Origin of the sequence: Streptococcus ovuberis, assembly GCF_012396585.1 — a bacterium.
GTDB lineage: Bacteria > Bacillota > Bacilli > Lactobacillales > Streptococcaceae > Streptococcus > Streptococcus ovuberis.
Map to the genome: position 1 here is coordinate 163,722 of NZ_JAAXPR010000002.1, position 16,479 is coordinate 180,200.

Annotated in this window: 12 protein-coding genes; 11 read left to right on the forward strand and 1 reads right to left on the reverse strand. The window is 42.8% G+C overall.

Annotated elements, in window-relative coordinates:
• The first annotated feature begins 34 nt into the window (after positions 1 to 34).
• The 5 genes from ccrZ to HF992_RS01960 all read left to right on the forward strand — a co-directional run bounded on the left by ccrZ (position 35) and on the right by HF992_RS01960 (position 5,617).
• The gene (ccrZ, locus tag HF992_RS01940) at positions 35 to 832 is read left to right on the forward strand and encodes a cell cycle regulator CcrZ (RefSeq protein ID WP_168548378.1); all 798 of its coding nucleotides are present in this window, start codon (positions 35 to 37) and stop codon (positions 830 to 832) included.
• A complete protein-coding gene (gene trmB, locus HF992_RS01945; protein ID WP_168548379.1) occupies positions 822 to 1,460 on the forward strand; it encodes a tRNA (guanosine(46)-N7)-methyltransferase TrmB in 639 nt (212 codons plus the stop codon). Before ccrZ ends, trmB begins: the two co-directional genes overlap by 11 nt.
• Positions 1,461 to 2,372: 912 nt before the next feature.
• Positions 2,373 to 3,158, forward strand: coding sequence for a sensor histidine kinase (locus HF992_RS01950; RefSeq protein ID WP_168548380.1), 786 nt, complete (start codon positions 2,373 to 2,375; stop codon positions 3,156 to 3,158).
• Positions 3,159 to 3,161: 3 nt separating this feature from the next.
• Positions 3,162 to 3,896, forward strand: a complete 735-nt coding sequence (locus tag HF992_RS01955) for a LytR/AlgR family response regulator transcription factor (RefSeq protein ID WP_168548381.1) — start codon at positions 3,162 to 3,164, stop codon at positions 3,894 to 3,896.
• Between the two features lie 785 nt (positions 3,897 to 4,681).
• A complete protein-coding gene (locus HF992_RS01960) occupies positions 4,682 to 5,617 on the forward strand; it encodes a manganese-dependent inorganic pyrophosphatase (protein WP_168548382.1) in 936 nt (311 codons plus the stop codon).
• 28 nt (positions 5,618 to 5,645) lie between these two features.
• On the opposite strand, the gene HF992_RS01965 is transcribed toward HF992_RS01960, so the two are convergent.
• Positions 5,646 to 6,824, reverse strand: coding sequence for a DUF2974 domain-containing protein (locus HF992_RS01965; RefSeq protein WP_168548383.1), 1,179 nt, complete (start codon positions 6,822 to 6,824; stop codon positions 5,646 to 5,648).
• Positions 6,825 to 7,323: 499 nt separating this feature from the next.
• Here HF992_RS01965 and HF992_RS01970 point away from each other — a divergent pair, with 499 nt between their 5' ends.
• The 6 genes from HF992_RS01970 (at position 7,324) to HF992_RS01995 (ending at position 16,479) form a co-directional block, all read left to right on the forward strand.
• On the forward strand, positions 7,324 to 14,016 hold the full coding sequence (locus HF992_RS01970) for a ZmpA/ZmpB/ZmpC family metallo-endopeptidase (RefSeq protein ID WP_168548384.1): 6,693 nt from the start codon (positions 7,324 to 7,326) through the stop codon (positions 14,014 to 14,016).
• A gap of 143 nt (positions 14,017 to 14,159) precedes the next feature.
• The gene (locus HF992_RS01975) at positions 14,160 to 14,495 is read left to right on the forward strand and encodes a PadR family transcriptional regulator (RefSeq protein ID WP_168548385.1); all 336 of its coding nucleotides are present in this window, start codon (positions 14,160 to 14,162) and stop codon (positions 14,493 to 14,495) included.
• A gap of 102 nt (positions 14,496 to 14,597) precedes the next feature.
• The gene (locus HF992_RS01980) at positions 14,598 to 15,311 is read left to right on the forward strand and encodes a DUF1129 domain-containing protein (protein ID WP_168548386.1); all 714 of its coding nucleotides are present in this window, start codon (positions 14,598 to 14,600) and stop codon (positions 15,309 to 15,311) included.
• 83 nt (positions 15,312 to 15,394) lie between these two features.
• The gene (locus HF992_RS01985; protein ID WP_168548387.1) at positions 15,395 to 15,562 is read left to right on the forward strand and encodes a hypothetical protein; all 168 of its coding nucleotides are present in this window, start codon (positions 15,395 to 15,397) and stop codon (positions 15,560 to 15,562) included.
• Entirely contained in the window at positions 15,552 to 15,788 is a 237-nt protein-coding gene (locus HF992_RS01990; protein WP_168548388.1) for a DUF2829 domain-containing protein, read from the forward strand. The genes HF992_RS01985 and HF992_RS01990 overlap by 11 nt, the downstream gene beginning before the upstream one ends.
• Complete coding sequence (locus tag HF992_RS01995) at positions 15,781 to 16,479, forward strand: 3-oxoacyl-ACP reductase (RefSeq protein ID WP_168548389.1); 699 nt, start codon at positions 15,781 to 15,783, stop codon at positions 16,477 to 16,479. Before HF992_RS01990 ends, HF992_RS01995 begins: the two co-directional genes overlap by 8 nt.

A 16,479-nucleotide genomic window follows, 5' to 3' on the forward strand; every position in this document is an offset into this window, starting at 1 on the left:
AGTAAAATAGTAGAGAATTTCTAAGGAGAGCAACATGCAATACACAGATGATGGATTAAGTTTGGCCCCTATTCCAGGCTTTAGTGGTCAAGCTTATAAGGGGACTTACCCTGATGGGACCGAAGCCTTTATCAAGATGAATACAACGCCCATTTTAGCGGCTCTGGCTAAGGAGCAGATTGCTCCCAAGCTTTTATGGAGCAAGCGGACATTGACCGGTTCGATTATGAGTGCTCAAGAGTGGTTGGACGGACGTACCCTCGACAAGCAGGACATGGGGAGCAAGCAGATAATCAGCATTTTAACGCGCCTTCACCGGTCTAAACTCTTGGCTAACCAGCTGACCAAGCTAGGCCATACAAACGAGACCCCAGCGGATCTGGTTCGCTATTGGCAGTCCGAATCTGTTTTGCAGGTGAGGGAAAATACTTATCTGCAGTCTATTGCTAAAGAACTTTTACAAGATCAGCCGCGATTTAATGAAGAACATGCCACGATTGTACACGGTGACATCCATCATACCAATTGGCTGGAGACCAAATCAGGCATGGTTTACTTGACAGATTGGGATACGGTCCGATTGACAGATCGGATGTTTGATGTAGCCCATATCCTCAGCCACTATATTCCTCGCTCAGAGTGGAAGGAATGGTTGACAAGTTATGGTTATAAATACAATGCATTGGTCCTAAGCAAGGTGGAATGGTACGGGCAACTGTCCTATCTTTATCAAATCAACAAGTGCTTTGAGACCCATAATATTGAGAATGTAAACAAAGAAGTCTATGCGCTTCGTCGATTCCGTGAATTAAGAGGGCAGTATGAGAGTTAGAAAACGAAAGGGAGCAGAAGCCCTATTGGCGGAGAATCCTCAATATGTGATTTTGGATCCTGAAGCGTACAAGGGCAAGTGGCATCAGGTCTTTGGCAATGACAACCCGATTCATATCGAAGTAGGATCAGGCAAAGGGCGTTTTATTACAGGAATGGCAGCAGCCAATCCAGATATCAACTACATCGGGATTGATATTCAGCTCTCTGTTCTAAGTTATGCTCTGGATCGGGTATTAGAGCAAGACTTGCCAAATGTCAAGCTGCTCCGAGTGGACGGTTCTAGCTTGACTAACTATTTTGCGGATGCCGAAATTGATCGCCTTTATCTGAATTTTTCAGATCCTTGGCCCAAGAAAAAACATGCAAAGAGACGTCTGACCTACAAGTCTTTTTTGGAGACCTATCAGCAGATTTTGCCTGCTCAAGGAGAGATTCATTTCAAGACGGATAACAGAGGCCTCTTTGAATATAGTCTGGTCAGTTTTTCCCAGTATGGGATGACCTTATTAGGTATCTGGCTGGACTTACATGCAGCAAATCTTGAAGGGAATGTTATGACAGAGTATGAGGAAAAGTTTTCTCAAAAAGGTCAGCCTATTTATAGGGTGGAAGCAAGATTTGCCTAGTTCGTTGTAACCTATTATGATACATCAGAAATCCTCAGCTAGAGTTCTATGGATAACTAGCTGGGGTTTTTTGTCTGCGGGGAATGAAACAAGGAGAATCAGGGTTAAGTTTTTCAGAGTGTTAAGGAATAGCTGTTAAAGGGGAAAGAACCGTTTATGATGAAAAAATGACCATTTATGAAATATGTGTCCGGAATTTTTGGTAAAAAGGTAAAATTATCCCATAAGAAGCGAAAAAATATTGAATTAAATAGCAAAAAATGGTATAGTTATTTCATTCAGAATATTCGCTTCTTTCAAAAGAAAGGAGGAGATGATATGTTTGATTGGGGAAAACTATTTCCTATCTTTGGTGGTCGAAAACCTTAAGGAGAAGTATTAATTATGAATTACGGAAATATCATTGGAGCTATTGCTTTGCTAGTTCAATATCTCAGTTATATGTATGTTTTTTCACGGATTAAGAGTGAAAAGATGAATGTAAAAATTATTATCAGATTTATAGTTATGGAACTTCTAAGAGGTTTGTTCTTGGGAGGTGCATTGTCTCTGTTATTACTACCAGTGGAATTATATACTTTGGATCGTAAGATCCTAAAAAATAAGGATAAGGAAAAATCACTTTTCTACGCTGTATATACTTTCTATTTTGTATTTACTTTTTTTAACTTTTTTGATTTAGCATTTCAAGAATTCATAAATAAGTCTCTGTTTAACCGAAACATAACAACATTTTGGTTAATTGCATTTTCAATGATTATCCTTTTGCATCGTCTAATTTTTCACATTATAAAGTTAGATACAACCCCTTTAAAAGATGATGATCCGTTTGTAAGTTTAAAGATTATTAAGCCGCTGAATAAGACATTACTAGTTGCTGTTTCAGTTTTGTTGGGTGTTCATTACCTAGAAATGTATTTTGATTTTGGCACGGTCTCTCAGTATTCTAAATATCTGATTTTTGCCTATCTTTTCATGATTGTCAGTGTCTTAATTCTGCTTAATAATAAAATTGTAGCTTATCAGGAGGAGATTTTTCAGCGGGAGAAGGAGGAGCAGTATCGGCGCTTGCAATTATATACGAATGAGATTCAGACCCTTTATCAGACCGTTCGTGGTTTTAAGCATGATTATAAAAATATGTTGATCACCTTGAGGGACAGTATTCAGACAGGAGATATTGAGAATGTGAGGTATTTATATCAAAATATTCTCGTCTCCGCTGATATTAGCTTGTCGGAAGGGGAAAATATTGATGATTTGTCCCGTCTGGAAAGTCCAGCTCTTAAGAGTTTGCTCTATCATAAATTTAATCAGGCTCGCCAAGAGGGGGTGACGATTCATTTAGAAATTAAGGATGAAGTGACAGGGCTTCAGATGGAATTGTTGGATTTTGTAAGAGTGCTATCTATTCTAGTTGACAATGCCATTGAGGCTGCTAAAGAAACACTGAAGCCAGAAGTCTTTTTTGCTATTATCAGGCAGGGAACACGCTATATTATTCATATCAAAAACAGCATCAAGTCAAGTCTTATTCCAGTGAGTCAGATTTTTAAGCAAGGCTATTCTAGTAAGGGGAAGGGCAGAGGAGAGGGGCTGTTTACCGTTAGTCAAATTATCAAGCGCTATTGCAAAGTCGCGATTGAAACAGAGGTGACAGATCTTTTTTTTACGCAGATTGTTTACATAGGGGATTGAGCAATGGATATTTATATTTTAGAAGATGAGCTTTATCATCAGAATCGTTTGCAAGGAGTGTTGCAGGAAATTGCTCGTCAATTTGGTGTTCAGCTGGATATTAAATTGGTGACAGGGAAACCAGAGGAATTGTTAAGTAGTATGACAACTTTTGGAAAAAACCAGATTTATTTTTTGGACATTGAACTGAAGGGCCAGGAGAAGAAGGGGCTCGAGGTGGCGCATCAGATTCGAGAAAAGGATGATGAGGCGATTATTATTTTTGTGACGACTCATACAGAATTTGCGGCGATCACTTATTTTTACCAAGTGTCTGCCCTAGGCTTTGTGAACAAAGAGCTAGAGACCCAGGAATTGACAAAAGACATTGCTAACTATGTTCAGGCCATTATGAAACGTCAAGCTTTTCTTCAAGAAGATATCTTTGAAATAAAGACACAGACACGGCATGTGCGCGTCCCTTTTGAGGATATTTGCCTGATAGAAACGACGGAGATTCCTCATAAGTTAGTTCTCATCACAGATAAGCAACGGTTGGAATTTTATGATAGCATCAAGAGTATTGAGCAAAAAGAACCCCGTTTATTTAGGGCTCACAAAGCTTTTTTAGTCAATCCGATCAAGGTTCAAGAAATAGATCCCGTTAACAATGTCCTTTATTTTGCAAATGGTTTGGACTGCCTGGTGTCGCGCCGTAAAGTCAAGGAATTAAAGAAGCGAATGGGGCTGAAGGGTTAAAACAGAGCGCTTGAAAGTTAATCTGAACTACCTAGGATAATCTCAGGAAATTTTGGGGTTCAGAAATCTTTTTTCAATGTTTGAGAATTAGTAGAGCGAGGGATAACGCGCTGAGATAGCGATTTTTCTTTCGATAAAATAGGAGGGGCAAATAGTTTAGTCATAGGAGATATGTAATAACTGCATTATGTGGTGATGAGATGTGGCATGAAACAATCTATTTATAGGTTGTTTTATCTGCCTTTTCGGTTATTTGAACGCCTTTTAAGCAGAAAGCTTATAGTTTTAGGGGGCTCCCCTTGACTTCCTACGACAAGCACATGAAGGAAATCAATTGTTGAAAAAGTTTTGAAACCATCAACCCCTAGTTTTTAGGCAATTCGAGAAAGTTTACGCAAAAATAGTTGTCTACTGTTCTATACAATAGTGCCTAAAAAATTGCTTTCGGTAACTAGTGTACTTTAATCCCAAACTTTTCAGAATAAATTTTTGTATTTCAGAAGCTGTATTCACAATAGAAACACTGACTAGATTGGGCTAATTTTAGCTGACTCACTATCAGATGTTCTGGTAATACGGCTATTATTCCCGCAAAAATTGTCCTCAGTTGGCAAAAAACTAGCCTAATTAACTTAATATCCCTATTGTGAATACAGGTTCTCAAGCATTTATTGAAACGTTGTTTTTCATGCGTACGGCGTGGTTAGATTCCAATTTGACATTCACAAGTCATAGAAAATATGGTAAAATGAAGGTACTTATATTTGAAAAAGAGGTTTGATGACATGTCAAAGATTTTAGTTTTTGGACACCAGAATCCAGATACGGATGCGACCGCTTCTGCTTATGGCTGGGCTTATTTGGAGCGGACTGCTTGGGGACGTGATGCTGAAGCTGTTCTTTTAGGAGAGCCTAATGAAGAGACCGCTTTTGCTTTGCATTATTTTGGAGTCGAGGCTCCTCGTGTGGTTGAGAATGCTACTGTAGAAGGAGTTAATCAAGTTATCTTGACTGACCACAATGAGTTTCAACAGTCCATTGCAGATATTCGTGATTTAGAAGTACTTGCAGTTGTTGACCACCATCGAGTGGCTAATTTTGAGACAGCTAATCCTCTTTACATGCGTTTGGAACCTGTTGGCTCAGCTAGTTCAATAGTCTACCGTGCTTCCAAGGAGGCAGGGGTGGATTTGCCTCGTGAAGTGGCAGGCCTTCTGTTGTCAGGGTTGATTTCAGATACCCTCTTGCTCAAATCGCCAACCACTCATGCTTCAGATCCTCAAGTAGCTAAGGAATTGGCTGAAATTGCTGGCGTCAACTTAGAAGAATATGGCCTTGCTCTCTTGAAGGCGGGAACCAATCTCGCTAGCAAATCAGCAGAAGAATTGATTGATATTGATGCTAAAACATTTGAACTCAATGGTAATCCAGTCCGCGTGGCTCAGGTCAATACTGTTGATATTGCAGAAGTGTTGGAGCGTCAAGAAGAGATTGAGGCCGCTATGGTAGAGGCGATGGGAACTGAAAATTATTCTGACTTTGTGCTGATGATTACGGATATTGTTCAGTCAAACTCAGAAATCCTTGCTCTTGGAGCTAATATGGACAAGGTTGAAGCTGCCTTTAACTTTAAGCTAGAAAATCATCATGCTTTTCTACCAGGAGCTGTGTCACGTAAGAAGCAGGTTGTTCCTCGGTTGACAGAGAGTTTTAACAACTAAGAACTGCATAGAAAAATCCCAAGTCTGATTAGTCAGATTTGGGATTTTTTAAGCTGAGGTTTTCTAGAAAATGTAAGAACTCTTCTTTGCGTTGGACAGTTGATTGTAATTGGTTATCTTTCCAAATCTGGAACCGGGTCTCGATGAGTAAGCGGACGATTCGGTCCATCAGTTGGCGTTCGGTAGGGGTACGCTTTTTGTGAAGGCTATTTATTTTTTGCAATTTATCTAAGGTGTTTACTGTAATATCACTAAAACGGTAGATTCCTGCTTCGATAAAGGTGTCGAAAAAGAGGTCGAAAAATTGTCTGAGTTCTTCAGAAGTTAAGCTGGAGGTCCAATTTTTAAGCGCTTGATCTAGCTGAAGGCTATCATCGGTGAGTTGATCAACCATTTTGAAATCATTACCAATAATTTCCCAAGTGAAGCAAATATGTTGCTGAAAGCCGATAGCGTTACTCTTAACAATCTGAGCCTCTTTTGGAGGTTCGAGCATGAGTCCTACAATAGAGCCTTGAGGAATAATGGTGCAAAGTTTATCTTGAATAGCGTTAAATCCGGGAGATACTAGCGTGCTTTCATGGAGACCTGGAGCGTCAAAACTATACACAGCAGTTATCTGTTCTTGAAGAAAGTGTTCTTGCTTGCTAGAAGCATAGACAGCTAGATTTCCGCCCTTAGAGTGACCGGCAATCGTATATTCCCCTGGAAGGGTTTTTATCAATTTTTGGAGATATCGGCTAGCGGAACGTTGGGCAGGAATCTCAGGCATAAAAGACATGTAAAAGTCCTCTTTCCAGCCAATCAGAGTATCGTCAGTTCCTCGGAAAACCGTCAGAAACTTCTGGGGGAGGAACTGGTAGCAGATTGCAGCAAATTGTTTTTGGAGCTCAACATTATAATCATTGATATAGCCAAAAGCCTTGATGTGCTTGAATCGCTTGCTGGAACTTATTCTTTCCAGGAGCTTGAGGCGTTCTTTGGTCACCAACGAAAGTGGAGGATAGCCTTCTGTGAACCGTTCTTTGAAGGCACGAGCGAGTTCATCTAGACGACAGGCCTGCTCTAGATTAAAGGGATAGGCGACTAAATGATCAAACGGCAAGTAGGACAATTCGGTCAAGGCGAGGATATCCAAGCGATTAATCGGTTGATCGTAAAAACTATCGTGCTGGCTAGTTTCAAGATAATCTAAAAGGTTAGGCATAGGGCTCTTTTCTATAAAGTAGAATAATTTATTCTATCATATCCTATTGGAGGGAAAAAGACAATGAAAGAATGACAAAAAGTCATGATGTAAGCATGAAGTACCTGCATGCAAGCATTTTCGAGTTACAGACATTTTTTTGAAAAGATCACCCAAATAACTGGATCTTGGTCGGAAATTTGCCTCATCATTGGCATTGTGCCATACATTTTTCTAAAATCTTGCTCTCTGAAAACCCAAGTTTCTTCATGGATTTGGCATGGATAGAAAGTGAGGAGACCTTTAAAAATCAAAAAATATTGGACTTGAGAAGGGTAAAACCATCGTATTTTCTAGCTCAATATCAGCCTTGTTATCCTTTGAATCTGTCGTCTTCGTTGGAAAGTTTACCAGATTTAGTCTTTTGTGAAAAGGAAAAAGTTTGTGATTCAAAAAACTTTGAGGGATAATGCCTTTATGGTAAAATGGCACAGGTATCATTATTTAGGAGTATGTAAAGATGAATTGGAGACAGAAGCAACTGCGCTTTGCTATTAGGAAATTAAAAGTAGCTGTGGCGTCAACTGTTGTAGGATTAGCTGGTTTAGGGGTTATGGCACCAGTAGTCGCTGCACAAGAGAGTGCTCAAATTGCAGTGAGTCAGCCGGTCAATTACCGTTATGTCTTGGAAGCGGAATTGACTGCTGAGGAAAAGGAGAGGATTGTTTCACAATTGCCTGAGCATGACTTGGGTGATTATGAGACATACTACATGGTTTACCGTCCTGTAACACAGCTGCCACAGACGGGCCAAGAAACAGATTTTGCTTTGGGAACTTTGGGAGCTGGTTTACTGGTTTTAGGGCTTGTTGCCTTGAAGGGGAAGAAAAAGCGTATTGTGGTCAGCATGACTCTCTTGAGTTTGGGAGGAGCTGTTTCGGTCTCGGCGTTGCCAAGGGAGAGTCACCTATCTGTTTATGATCAATCGTATGCTTTGCGTCTAGGTGATGAGCTTCCAGAGACAGTGATTGATATCCCAAATCATGAATTTGTCGGTTACTTGTTACCGGAAAAAGAGCAGGAATCAAACTCTCTGCCTCAAGACAGTGCAAAAGATGACCGAGAAAAAGTCGAGGATCAACAGGCTGTCAATCCGATTGATGCACCAGTTGAGGTCGTAACGACTAACGAGTCGCCTGTTTCGATCGTGGAAGAAAGTACGCCTGCTATTACAGCAGTTGTCCAAGAACTAGCTTTTGAGACGATTTACCAAGAAGATCCGACGCTTGAACTTGGCCAGGAAGTGGTTCTTCGGGCTGGCCAATTGGGTCAACAACGGCTTCAGTACCGAGGGGATACTCTGCTTTCTCAGGAAATCTTAGTTGAGCCTGTGGCCCAGATTGTTGCGCGTGGGACTAAGAGTGAACCAGTAGAGGAGTCTCCACTTCCTGAATCGCCGAAACCAGTCACATCAGTCGTCACAGAAGCGGTTGCCTTTGAAACAGAAATGCTTATGGATGAGACCTTGCCGTTAGGTGAGGAAGTCATTCTTCAAGAGGGGGCTCCAGGTCTGCGTGAGAATACCTATATGGATGGACAGCTGGTCGGCAGTCGTTTGCTACAAGCGCCAGTCAACCGTCTTATCAAGAAGGGCAGTCTAGTCCAGACAGAGCCGGCCGTTCCAGAGACACCAGATGAGTTAGCTAAACCAATTGAGAGTCGGACAACAGAGGAAGTCCCTTACGAAATAGAAGTGATTGCAGACGAGACCTTGCCATTAGGAGAAGAAGTGATTGTCCAAGAAGGGCTTCCAGGGGTTCGGGAATTGGTGACACTAGATGGTCAATTAATCTCCAGTCAGATAGTTCAGGAACCGGTGGTCAAGATTGTCAAACGTGGCACCAAGCCTACCGAAGTTCCAGCTCAGACAACTCAAGACGAAATCCCTTTTGAAACGCGTTACCAAGAGGATGAGACCTTGCCAGAAGGTCAGGTAAGAGAACTCCAAGCAGGGGTTCCTGGTTTGGTTGAGAAGACTGTAAGGGATGGAGAGCTTATTTCTCAAATAACAATCAGAGAAGCTGTGCCACGGATCGTAGCAAGAGGGACTAAAAAAGCAGTCGTCCCCGTTGCTGGGCAAGAGGTTGAGGTTGAAAGAGTTATTATTGCATCTCCAGAGGTGACAGAAGATGATGCAAGCCTTTGGGTCGGAGAGACCGATACCTTACAAGGTGTAGACGGTGAGAAGGAAATCACCAAGATTTACGAGACGCTTGATGGTGTTCGTCAGCCAAATCCGACCGTTTCAGAAGTGGTCACTAAGGAGCCGATCTCCACTGTTGTCAAGGTTGGGACCAAGCCTCTTGAGGGGGAAGTGACCAAGACACGGGTTGAAGCGATTGCCTTTGACACCAAGACGGTTGAAGAGTTAGACCAGTACACAGACTACCGTCAAGAAACAGGTGGACAAGCCGGCGAGAAGACGATCACAGAAGTGTTTAAAACGATTAAGGGGCAAGAAACAGATGAGCTCCTTTACTCCAATGAAACGGTTACCCGCCCAGCGGTGGATAAGGTGGTCACTCTTGGAATTAAGCCGATAGAAGGTACAACGACTCGCCAAATCACAGAACCGATTCCTTTCAAGGAAACCGTCCAATATGATCCGACCAGATTAAGTTCAACACCAGACCGAGTGATTCAAGAAGGTCAAGAAGGCCTCCGGACCATTACCCAAACGTATCAGACAGTTAAGGGTGAAATTGACGGAGAAGCTGTCAGCGAAAGTTCTGAAATAACCAAAGAAGCTAAGGATCGCATTATTGAACGTGGGTCAAAAAATCTGACGGAAGCAGACCAGCAGACTCCTGTTGCAGTTAAGCAAACGGTTCTAGTTAACGCAGACGTGGATCCCAAAGCTAGTCTTTTACCAGGCCTCTCAAATGTTGCGAGCTATACTTGGAAGGAAGGGGAGAAACCAAGTACTGCTCAAATAGCACAGAATATACCAGGGACAGTTCTTGTGACCTATACGGATGCGTCAATGGACGAAGTGCCAGTTCGTGTAGATATCATCCAAGAGGAGAAGACCAAGCCGACTCTAGTGCTCAGTCAGTTGATAGAACATGATGAGGAGAAGAAAATCACGCTCAATTATGATTTAAAGGATCCGAGTCAAGCTTACATCAGTGCTATGGTTGACATCTATAATGGAGATCAGTTGGTGAAATCCCAAAGCTTGGCTAGCTTTGACGATTTTGATGTAGCAGGCTTAGATTGGCATATTCCTTATACGCTTAAAACGACGATGACCTATAATGTTGGGAATGGGGATCAGACACAGGTCTTAGAGGATGTTCCATTTGAATTGGACTATAAAAAGGTTGAGATCAAGCATGTTGATCGCGTTGAACTCTATGAGAAGCAGGCTGACGGCTCTTACCGAAAATTAGACCGATTGACAGCTAAGCCGACAGACCATGCGAAATATTATGCCAAGGTGATGAACAGCCAGCAGCGGGATATTTACCTGTCGGTCAAGTCTTCTGAAGAGGCAAATGTGGATGGAAACACGGTTTATAAATTAACAGCAACTGCCCCACAATTGATTGAGTACAGCGGCGAAGGAACGGATAATCAAGAGGATTACCATTTCTATGTGCCAAAATTTGTACCGTCTGCTAATGGGAAATACACCACTTTTGACGACTTAGTGACGGCTATGCGAGCGAATCCGGCAGGAACTTTTGAGCTTGCAGAAGATTTAGAGGCTAGCGATTTTGCCCTTCCTGCTGGAGCGACCAGCTATATCCCAGAAGTTTTCTCTGGGAAGTTGTTAGGGGCTAATCATAGTATTTCTGGTTTAAAGGCTCCGCTGTTTAACAAGCTAAATGGCGCTTTCACGGTTAGTGATCTGGATTTGAAAAATGTCGCCATTAATCAGCCGAATGTTACGGAAGTAGGAGCTCTAGCTAAGCAGGCCGATGCTAGACCAAGCAAGGGACGTGTGACTAACGTTGCGGTTCAAGGCAATATCACTGGGGAACGATTGGTAGGCGGACTGGTTTACCTAGCTTGGAACACTGCTTTTGAAAATATTTCTTTTGAAGGCAATATCACGACAACAACTAATTGGCAAGTCAATATTTCAGGTGGTTTAGTGGGTTACCTTCGTGGAGAGAGCACCATTGACAAGGCCAAGGTAGAGGCTAATATCTCTGTCAATGCGACGCAAAACCCTGGAAGCTTCCACATAGGTGCTATCTCAGGTGCTGCTGAGGTGACTCCTGCTTTGGCAGAAGGAAATATTCGCAATGTTGTTGCTCAAGGTAAGATTCAAAATGTAGGATCAGCCACAGCCAATGTGGCAGGCTTGGTCGGATCGACAACCGCCAACACTCGAATCCGAAATGCGGTAAGTAGTGTTCAAGTGACCAATGGTAAGGAACTCTTGGCTAAATCTGGCTCTCCACTAGCCCTTGATGAAACCGTTGTTCAAATCGCTGGAACCAGCTCGACGCAATCTGAAGGTGTTCCGACAAAGACAAGAGCAGAAGCTCAGACTCAGATTGACGCCATGGGGATTACTGTGTCGACAGCCGATACAGATCGAAAAGACCTGAACCAGTATGATGTAGACTATAGTAAGGTGGTTGGCTATCAGGTCAACAATCAGCTGAAGTATACTAATACCGAAAAGCTTTTACCGTTCTATAACAAGGAATTTATCGTCAAGGAAGCCAATCGCTTACCTGAGGACCATGCTCTAGCGACTAAAACAGTTGTATCAGTCGTCCCGATGGCGGATAAAAGATTCGTTTCGGATTATGCGAGCGAAAAATCTGCCATCAACAAAATTATGGTTTACTTTGCAGATGGCAGCAAGGCCGAATATGCGGTGACGTATCTGGAGAATTTTAAGGATACTGGAATTGCTGAGTACCAGCTAGATGGACTGGATATGCTTTATACACCAGAGCAGATCCTAACTCACTATCCTCATCTTGTGAGTCAAATCTTACCAACCTTGAAGTCTGTTGAATACCATTCTTCAGAGCTTTTGACAGCACTTGGGCGGACTGGAAATGCTACGGAAATGATGGATAAACTTTACCTTAAAGAATCCTTCGAGGCGATTAAGGAGAACCTTCCGAGTGTTTTGAATGCTGTCTTATCAACGTCAAATGTTATTGCGACAGATCGTACGGATTTGGCTGATTATATAGTGACGAACAAAGAAGCTTTATTGATGGGCTTAGCCTATGTTAACCGTTGGTTTAATATTGACTTCGGTCAGGTTAATGCCAAGGAACTCATTTTATACCATCAAGATATCTTTGGCAAAGCAACAAGTACCTTGGATTGGTTGATTAGTATCGGTAAAGATTATGATCAATTGCGTATGATCAATCATTTAGCAACCTACAAGACAAGCACAGAAGCTCATACTGGGCAGGAAAATCTATTTGATTACCTTAGCTTCTATCGGAAACTCTTTACAACTATGGATGAAAATACTTGGTTCAAGACGGCATCCAAAGCTTATATTGTTGAAGGGCAATCCTTAGTTCGGCCAGATGTTGACGTGCGTGCCTACCATAAGTTGCTCAACGATACTCAGGCGCGCCACTATATCTTACCACTTTTATCCGCTCGTGAAGGTATCTTCTATATTTCCAATATGTCTACGATTAACTTTGGGATGTATGACCGCTACGTGGATATGACCCTCAAAGAGACAAATCCGAGTCAATATGCAGAAGAGGTTGCTAAAATTAAAGCCAAAGTTGATCAGGCTAATAGTCGCTTCAGAGATCATTTTGACTTTTGGTACAGGATGTCCTTAGATACGGTTAAGGAGCGTAATATTAAGGCGGTTCCAAATTGGGACGGTTACCAGATTAACCGTGAAGGTCTCAATAAGGACAAGTGGCTCAATATGACAGGTGATTTGACCAATGCAGCTATTCAGGATTTCTTTGGACCACTGGAAGGTTCGCAAGGTTCTCACTATGCCAATAAAGGAGCAGGCGCTATGGCAGTAGGGTCCTACACGCAGTTTATGTATTCTAAGATGCTAGATGATGCTTCTATTTATACGCATGAGATGGTGCATAATTCAGATGGTCTCATTTATTTTGGAGGTTATGGGCGTCGCTTCGGTCAACGCGCGGAACTGTTTGCCCAAGGGCTCCTACAGGCACCTTATCATCCTAATACTGAAAACTTTGGAATTAATAGCGTTTTTGATTATAGGGAGACAGCTGCAGAAACCGCAGAAAACCGTTACCAAGCTCTAACTCCAGAGCGCTTCCAAACGAGTACTGACCTTCAAACGTACTTTAGAGGAGCCTTTGATGTCCTTTACACTTTGGATAAACTAGAAGCAGATGCGATTTTAAGTCGTCCGAAGGAAGAACAACGCCGCTTCTTTAATAAAATTGAAAATTACTATGTGACAGATACTGTTCTACAAGTGGACACCCATGCAGGCAATAGGATCAGGAAGTTTACCGATGAGGAATGGGCTAAGATGAACCTGACTACAGTAGAAGATTTAGTAGATCATGATGTGATTAGTCACCGCCAGTTTAGTTTAAATGCTGATAATCAACGGGACTATAACCGAAATGGTTATTATGATATTCCGATGTTCTCGCCAATCTATTCAGCTTTGGATAATCCAAACGGCGCACCTGGTGATATCATGTTCCGCCGCATGGCTTTTGAGTTGTTAGCTGAAAAAGGCTATCAAGATGGCCTCCTTCCTTATATTTCTGACCAGTATTCGTCATTAGCCAAGGAACGTGGCTCTCTTGGTACGGAAACATGGCCGAGCCCTCATACCGTTGGTCGGGTAACCGACACCCTAGTGCTTGAACAAGTCTTTAAGGGAGAATACCAAGATTGGAAGGCCTTTAAAAAAGCAATGTTCCAACGCCGAGCAGAGCAGCTTGCAAATCTGAAACCAATTACCATCAACTACAAAGGGAGAATGGTTGTTATTTCTTCTAGTGAGCAATGGAAGACTTTGATGCAAGAGGCAGTGAATGAAGATCTTCAACGCTTCCTGGGGACAGACGAAGCTGTTAAATCAGCACAGAATAATAACAGTTATGCGCGTGATTCTCGCGTGAAAGAATTGAAGGCGAAAATCTTTAATGCCTACTTACGTCAGACCGATGACTTTAGAACATCAATCTACAACAACTAGGCGAATACTTGAAAGGTTTGGAGAAGACATTCTTCAAACCTTTTATTTTTAGGAACTATTATGCTTTACAAACTAGTTAGCATGTGCTATACTAGCATTAGATGACTAATAGGTAAAACATACTAGACGAGAAAGGAGTAAAGATGGCGGAAACACAGTTACTTAAGGGAGTGCTTGAAGGGTGTGTGCTCGAGGTCATTGCTCAGGAAGAGATTTACGGCTATGAACTTATTCAGCGCCTAAAACAGTATGGGTTTTCGACCATTATCGGCGGAACGATCTATCCCTTGCTGCAAAAGTTAGAAAAAAGAGGCTTGATAGCAGGTGTGATGAGGGCTTCGCCAGATGGACCTGACCGTAAATATTTTCAGCTGACGGAGGACGGTCGGGTTTACCTGAAAGATTTTTGGCAGCAGTGGACGGAATTAGTGGATAAAGTTAGTCAAGTTAACGGAGGAAAATATAATGAAAACACCTAACACCTAGCGCCTGACATCTATCACTATCAGCAATAGGTCAATCAACTCCTCAAGGCATTGCGACCTGAAAACAGGGCTTATTTTGACCAGTTGGAACAGTACATGATTTCCACAGCTTTGACCCATGATGAGGAAAAGCTCTATGAACAGATTTATACCATGGCGAGGGATTTACAGGAGGCGGAAAAAGACGGACTTACTGCGGAGGCGTTCTTTGGCACTCATCCCAAAGACATGGCCGATGATTTGCTGGCTAATAGCCCTAAAAACCCTTTGAGACGTCTCTTGGAATTTACGGTTGTCTTTATGGCTGTCGATCTTTTCTTGCCGTTTTTCAAAACAGGGCAACTGACAGTGGACATGGTAAAGGAACTCGTAACTGCTGGGCTTATGGTGGCCGGTCTAGCCTTTGTTTATCGCCAACTGAAGAAAAAGTTCTATAAAACGCCGTTCAATCCTTATAGGAAAACAGTTTGGTACGGTCTGGTGTTTGGGATGCTTCTCCCTCGTTTGACCGAGTACTTACCTGCTTCAGGTCTGCTCATAACCATTCCGAGTCCACTGGACAGTGTTGTTTTACTGGGCATCATTGTCTTTCTCGCTTACAAAGTCTGGCCGATGCCAAGCTATCGCCTCCTTATCTTGCCAGCCCTTGCGCTTTGGTTTGGCGGCTTCTTGGAACAATGGCAGAGCAGGGGAGTAGATGTCGGTATGTTGAGTAGCTTTTGGTTCAAAAGTTTACTGGTTTTGGCTACGATCGGTCTGTCCTTATCTACAATGATAAGAAAACAACGACAAGAACGCGGACTCGATTAGAAGAGCTCCTATTTGAGAGATTAAGCCTTACCTTGCTAAGCAGGGTAAGGTTTGTGCTATAATGAAAAAAGGAGGATAAGCGCATGAAGACTAATGTGATACTTGGCTTGGTATTTTTGATGTTTGCCTTTATTCTAGGGATCGTCGTCAAACCATGGTATTTAGGCGTGCCTTTCTTACTAAGTGGTTTATATTATATGATAATATCTGTGACAATAGAAAAAGACAAGGAGGACAATCATGACATTTGAAGAGATTTTACCGGGGCTAAAGGTCAAGAAGAAATACGTTCGTACAGGCTGGGGTGGGGCTGAAAATTATGTCCAGCTCTTTGACACCATCGAGGTCAACGGACAAAAGCTGGAAGCAACGCCCTACTTTCTCATCAATGTGACAGGTGAGGGAGAAGGGTTCTCCATGTGGAGCCCGACACCGTGCGATGTGCTGGCGACAGATTGGGTAGAAGTCCATGACTAAAACAGTCCTCGTCACAGGCGTCTCCTCAGGCATTGGTTTGTCTCAAGCTCAGCTATTTTTAGAAAATGGCTGGACAGTTTATGGGGTGGACTGTGCTCTTGCTCCTGACTTGCAGGGAGACTTTCATTTTTTGCGGCTGGATCTGACTGGTGATGTGACAGGAGTTGTGGAATTTTGTCCCTACCCAGATGTGTTGTGCCTGACAGCGGGGGTCTTGGACGATTATAAGCCTCATCTGGAGACGACGGAGGCGGACATGGCGCGGATTTTTGCGGTTAATTTTTTCAGCGTGACACGGCTGGTCAGTCTCTATCTGCCTCAGATGGTGGCGAGGCAGTCAGGGATCATCATCACTATGTGTTCCATCGCGAGCTTTCTAGCAGGGGGTGGTGGTTCTGCCTATACGGCTAGCAAGCACGCCCTCGCAGGCTTTACCAAACAGCTGGCTCTGGACTACGCTCGGGATGGGGTTCAGGTCTTTGGTATTGCCCCAGGAGCGGTGCAGACAGCCATGACGCAGTCTGATTTTGAACCAGGAGGTCTGGCTAGCTGGGTCGCCGATCAGACCCCTATCGGTCGCTATACCCAACCTCTGGAAATCGCAGAGCTGACCCTCTTTCTAGCGTCAGGCAAGGCCGGCTCTTTGCAAGGGGAAATCATCAAGATAGACGGCGGATGGAGTTTGAAGTGA

Coding starts and splice junctions, on each gene's coding strand:
- HF992_RS01970 (WP_168548384.1), top strand. CDS start 7,324: ATGAATTGGAGACAGAAGCAACTGCGCTTTGCTATTAGGAAATTAAAA.
- HF992_RS01990 (WP_168548388.1), top strand. CDS start 15,552: ATGACATTTGAAGAGATTTTACCGGGGCTAAAGGTCAAGAAGAAATAC.
- trmB (WP_168548379.1), top strand. CDS start 822: ATGAGAGTTAGAAAACGAAAGGGAGCAGAAGCCCTATTGGCGGAGAAT.
- ccrZ (WP_168548378.1), top strand. CDS start 35: ATGCAATACACAGATGATGGATTAAGTTTGGCCCCTATTCCAGGCTTT.
- HF992_RS01950 (WP_168548380.1), top strand. CDS start 2,373: ATGTATTTTGATTTTGGCACGGTCTCTCAGTATTCTAAATATCTGATT.
- HF992_RS01955 (WP_168548381.1), top strand. CDS start 3,162: ATGGATATTTATATTTTAGAAGATGAGCTTTATCATCAGAATCGTTTG.
- HF992_RS01965 (WP_168548383.1), bottom strand. CDS start 6,824: ATGCCTAACCTTTTAGATTATCTTGAAACTAGCCAGCACGATAGTTTT.
- HF992_RS01960 (WP_168548382.1), top strand. CDS start 4,682: ATGTCAAAGATTTTAGTTTTTGGACACCAGAATCCAGATACGGATGCG.
- HF992_RS01985 (WP_168548387.1), top strand. CDS start 15,395: ATGAAGACTAATGTGATACTTGGCTTGGTATTTTTGATGTTTGCCTTT.
- HF992_RS01980 (WP_168548386.1), top strand. CDS start 14,598: ATGATTTCCACAGCTTTGACCCATGATGAGGAAAAGCTCTATGAACAG.
- HF992_RS01995 (WP_168548389.1), top strand. CDS start 15,781: ATGACTAAAACAGTCCTCGTCACAGGCGTCTCCTCAGGCATTGGTTTG.
- HF992_RS01975 (WP_168548385.1), top strand. CDS start 14,160: ATGGCGGAAACACAGTTACTTAAGGGAGTGCTTGAAGGGTGTGTGCTC.